At 58.5% G+C, this 4,556-nt stretch carries 5 protein-coding genes; all 5 read right to left on the reverse strand.

Annotated features, from left to right (window positions below; all coding sequences use genetic code 11):
* Positions 1-150: 150 nt before the first annotated feature.
* On the reverse strand, positions 151-636 hold the full coding sequence (locus tag VEG30_09570; GenBank protein ID HXZ80166.1) for a Na+/H+ antiporter NhaA: 486 nt from the start codon (positions 634-636) through the stop codon (positions 151-153).
* 130 nt (positions 637-766) lie between these two features.
* Positions 767-1,063 carry a Na+/H+ antiporter NhaA gene (locus VEG30_09575; protein ID HXZ80167.1) on the reverse strand — a complete coding sequence of 99 codons (297 nt, stop codon included), beginning with the start codon at positions 1,061-1,063 and terminating at the stop codon, positions 767-769.
* A 31-nt stretch (positions 1,064-1,094) separates the two neighbouring features.
* Entirely contained in the window at positions 1,095-2,480 is a 1,386-nt protein-coding gene (locus VEG30_09580; GenBank protein ID HXZ80168.1) for a PP2C family protein-serine/threonine phosphatase, read from the reverse strand.
* A 48-nt stretch (positions 2,481-2,528) separates the two neighbouring features.
* Positions 2,529-3,059 carry a histidine phosphatase family protein gene (locus VEG30_09585; GenBank protein ID HXZ80169.1) on the reverse strand — a complete coding sequence of 177 codons (531 nt, stop codon included), beginning with the start codon at positions 3,057-3,059 and terminating at the stop codon, positions 2,529-2,531.
* 7 nt (positions 3,060-3,066) lie between these two features.
* Positions 3,067-4,556: SulP family inorganic anion transporter (locus VEG30_09590; GenBank protein HXZ80170.1), on the reverse strand; the 1,490-nt coding region annotated here is incomplete at its 5' end.

Consider the following 4,556-nt stretch of genomic DNA (forward strand, 5'->3'; position numbering starts at 1 on the left):
CAAGTTCAACGAAGCGGGCGTAGAAATCTGCTCTCCGCATTTTTCCTCACTGCGGGACGGGAATGCCATCGCGATCCCGGATAAGTACGTCAAGCTGGATTACAAGGCGCCTGGCTTTCGGCTCAACGTAACGGAAGGACAGGAGAAGAGTTAGACTGCACGCCAGAGCATCCTGGTGCCGGCGATTCCCGCCAGTACGGAAGCGGAGAGTATACCGATTTTCGCGATATCGAGCAGCGGTCCCTCACCGAACGCCAAGCTCGCAATAAACGGCGACATGGTGAAGCCGACGCCGCACAGCCAACTTGCACCAAGGATCTGCTTCCAAGCGACGCCTGCCGGCGGTGAGGCGAGCGTTGACTTGGCCCCAAGCCACGCAAAAGCTGTGATTCCCAGAGGTTTGCCAACGAACAACCCCAGCGTCACTCCCAGAGTGACGGGATGGGACACGGCGGCCCGAATGTTCCCGATGATGTAAACGCCCGCGTTGGCCAGGGCAAAGAGTGGCATGATCAGGAGGCTGACCCAGGTTTGGAGCCGATGTTCGATGCGGTGCAGCGGTGACTGAACGAGTTCACACTGCAATTCCAGAGCATGGACCGCGTCGTGCTCCTCCGCGGAGTGTTCCTCCGCCAATTCCAGTGTGCTGAGAAGTGAGCGTTACTGTCGCGTGTGGCCAAGAAATAAATAAGTGCCGGGAGCGCGCTTCCTCCCAGCGCCGCGATGAATGGGAACGCGGCCTTCTTCAACCGGGACAGTTCGCCGATCAGTACCTCGCGCTTGATCTCGAGGCCGACCAGGAAGAAGAGATGGACATCAGCCCGTCATTGATCCACTGATAACGGGTCTCTGAAATCTGGAAGTGGCCGAACCCGATGGTCAGCGGCGTATGCCAGAGGGTCTCATAGCTATGCCGCCAGGGGGAGTTCGCCCACGCAATCGCGACCGCCGCGGAGATCAGGAGCATTATGCCGCCAGTGGCTTCCATCTGCGCGAAGCGCTTGAAAGGAGCTGTAAGCAGTTCAAGCTTTCTTAAACCGTTTGCAGCTGCGGTGTCGGGCATCCGGCGTTCCCCTTTCTGTTGCTGCGGCATGCTATAGCCGCTTTATGAGCACCGCAGTCAGGTCATCCTTCTGGCTGGTTCCATTCGCGAAAGTGATGACAGCATCGTAAAGTTTTGCGATGATCTCCGCCGAGGAAAGGTCCCGGGAGGCGCGAATCACCTCCTCCGCGCGCTGAACGCCGAAGTCCTCGCCGCGTTCATTCTCCCATTCGCAAAAACCGTCGGTGATCAGCAATAACAGGTCACCCGGGTTCAACCGAAGGCGTGCCGGCGGGTCCGAGTTGAAAAAGGGAAGGATGCCAAAAGGCACCGCCTGCGCCTCCAACTCCGTGAAGCGGTCTGAGGATCGCGAGTATACAAGGAGCGGACCGTGGCCGGCGGACAGGATCTCGGCTTCCGCACCGTCAGGAGCGCAGACGGCGGCTACAAAGGTGACAAATCGTTCCGGCGTGAGATCATGTTGCAGGGCCTGATTGATGTGCCCAAGCGTGGTGGAGAGGTCGTGTCCCGCCCTGAAGCTGGCACGCGAATAGGCACGACAGGCTGCCGCGAGCAACGCGGGGCCAATGCCGTGACCGGTAACATCGCCCAGAGTGGCGACGAACTTGCCATCGTCCAGGGTCATCCAGTCGAAGTAATCGCCACCCGTATCTTCCGCTGGCTCGTTCCATCCGGCGATATCGAATCCTGTGATTGGGGGCCGTTCCTTGGGCAAGAGCGACTGCTGGATGGAGCGCGCAACCTGCAAATCGTGCTGAATTGCCTCGAGCCTCCGTTTGGTTTCTGCTTCCCGCAGCGCAGCGTCTACGTGCTTACGGATCTGCCTGGCTACTGCTCCCGCGATTGCTCCGCCAAACAGGAGCGTGAGGGCATTGAGACCCACATAAGTTTGCGTAACAGGACTCGGTATCCCCAGAACAGGAGGTCGCCAGCCCAGATACAAAGCTGCCGCAACATAGGCAAGGGTTGCGACCACTCCCGACAACCAGCAGATCCACAAGTCCAACCGGAGCGTGGAAAGGATGATGAATATGAAGAAAGCAAGCACAGCCGGAGTGGCTAGGGGTCGATAGACGTCTTGAATCTGTGGGCTTGCCAGAAAGGCGATTGCGAATGCCGGGATTGAAGTTTCCAGGAGAGTGCTGATGACCCAATACCGAGAGGGAACGCTCTGCCCCCCTTTCAGGGCGAGGTCGACCCTGCGCAGAATGCACAATTCGTAGACCGCTATCGTGCATGCCAGTACCACGTTCCACACCCAGGGTGTGCCCACCGAAGCCGTACGAATCACGAAGACACGCAAGACCGTGACGACTGCTAGAACGGCGGCAAAGCTCAGCACGCCAAGGATGCGGAGGCGCTCGCTTTGCAGCTGGGCCTGGTGAAACGCCGCGGATTCGATCTGTGGTGGGCCCATAGCAGGATTCGTGTGGCCGACGCCAATGTTGTGTGTGGCCGAAGGTAGTTATTCCAGCTGTTTGCTTTGCGGGGAGTCCTTAGTCTTAGCTGCAAAGAGGGTGTCGACCATCGTTGGGGTCAGGACCCACTTGAGGACGCCCACCCCGTCAAAGATATCCGCTCGCGCAACCGCGCATTTCTTTAAGTCCACCGAACTTTCGCTGGCGCCTTCGCTGATCAGCAGGCTCAGAAACTTGCTGAGATTGGGATTGTGTCCTACGACAAGAAGAGCCTCCAGGTTGGCATTCCGGTTGAGGAGATCCCGAAAGGCTTTCATCTCTGCGCCAGGGAGCAGCGCCGGCGAGCGCTGCAACCGTCCTTCAAACCCGATCTCGTTGGCGACCAGGCAAGCCGTTTGGGTGGCGCGTTTGAGCGGACTTGAGATGACCGCGTCCACGTTGACATCCATGCCCGCCAGAGCGCGACCCACCTGCGTAGACCGCTCGATGCCCTCATCGTCCAAAGGTCGCTTCTCGTCTCGGCCGGAATTGGACTTGTGCTGCACCGCCCTTGCGTGGCGCATGAAGTACACAATCATTCGAAAATTATGCCCCTTTCCACTGTTCGATCAGCGCCGCTACACTCCACCTCTGGTCGATACCCTGAAACCGCGTATCTAATCCTTCAGCCTGTGACAAATCGCGTACAGCTCCGTGAACCTCAGCAAGCTTCAGTGGGACTCCGGCCTGGGTCAGTTGTTCCCCCAGTTCACCTAGCATGCGCACTCCTGCCAAATCGATGTTCGGCGAAGTGGAGAGGTCAATCACGACGAGCTTAACTGAATCGAGCTCATGCATACGTCGCAGGATTTCGCTCTTGACGGCCTGAGCGTTGAAATAAAAGAGCCCCGACTCCACGCGCAACACTAGGACGTTCGGCGTCACCTCACTCTCCGGATAGCGCGACGAATCAACAAAGCGATCAGTTCCGGCCAGGCGTCCGAGCAGGGCGATTCTTGGGTGAGAGGCGGCTCTTAGCAGCATGAGGAGGGAGAATATGGCGGCCAGCAATACGCCCTTCAGGATACCGAACAACAACACTCCCACTGTGGCCAGCATGGCCACGCGAAACTCCAACTTGCTGACTTGGTGTAGATGTCGCAGTTCGCGAGGTCTGATCAGTCCACCTACCGCAATTAGAACCACTGCAGCCAGCACCGGTTGGGGCAGGTTGCTCATCAGTCCCGTCAGAAACAATAGAACCGCCCCGATAGCAACCGAAGCAAAAACCAGCGCCAGCGGTGTTTGCGCGCCAGCCTTTTCGTTCACAGCCGATTGTGACATGCCTCCTGCCAGCGGATACCCTTGGCCGACACCAGCTGCAAGGTTGGCGACCCCCAGTGCCAGCAATTCCTGATCAGCACTGACCCGATAGCCATGCTTGAGCCCAAAGGTGCGGACCACGGAAATGCTTTCGACGTAGGACAACAGAAAACAGGCCAGCGCAGGCACGAGCAGGTTGTCCACTTCGCTCCAATGCATGACGGGCCATCCCAAGAGAGGTAGGCCTTGGGGAATCGTCCCGACCGTCTTCACACCATAGCGGGCCAACGGAGAGAACGACATCACCAGGATTGCAATCGTGACCACGAACAACGCGATAGGGCGGCGCGGGAGCACTCGCTCACCCACGACGAGAAGTGCGATGGCTCCCATTCCAACTCCCAGCGTCGGCAGATTAGTGTCCCCAAGGTGTCGGACCAGATCGACGACACGACTGAAAAAATTGTCGCCAATGCTGCTTACGCCAAATAGCTTAGGCAACTGGGTCGAGGCGATGACTAATCCAGCGCCGACCTTGAACCCGCTTAGGATGGTCTCGGAGACGAAGTTTACGATGTTGCCCAAACGCAGCACCCAGGCGAGGATGCCAATGAACCCTGCCAAGACGGCGACGTCATGGCCAAGTGGGTTTGGCGCATCGCATCGCCAGCCGCAAGGCCTCCCAAAGCCGCGCCGATCAGGATTGAAATGGCGGAGGTTGGCCCGATGGCCAACTGTCGTGAGGTGCCAAAAGCCGCATAAGCAAGGCCCCC

The organism is Terriglobales bacterium, assembly GCA_035624455.1.
Classification (GTDB): Bacteria; Acidobacteriota; Terriglobia; order Terriglobales; family Acidobacteriaceae; genus DASPRM01.

Coding starts and splice junctions, on each gene's coding strand:
- VEG30_09585 (HXZ80169.1), bottom strand. CDS start 3,059: ATGATTGTGTACTTCATGCGCCACGCAAGGGCGGTGCAGCACAAGTCC.
- VEG30_09575 (HXZ80167.1), bottom strand. CDS start 1,063: ATGCCCGACACCGCAGCTGCAAACGGTTTAAGAAAGCTTGAACTGCTT.
- VEG30_09580 (HXZ80168.1), bottom strand. CDS start 2,480: ATGGGCCCACCACAGATCGAATCCGCGGCGTTTCACCAGGCCCAGCTG.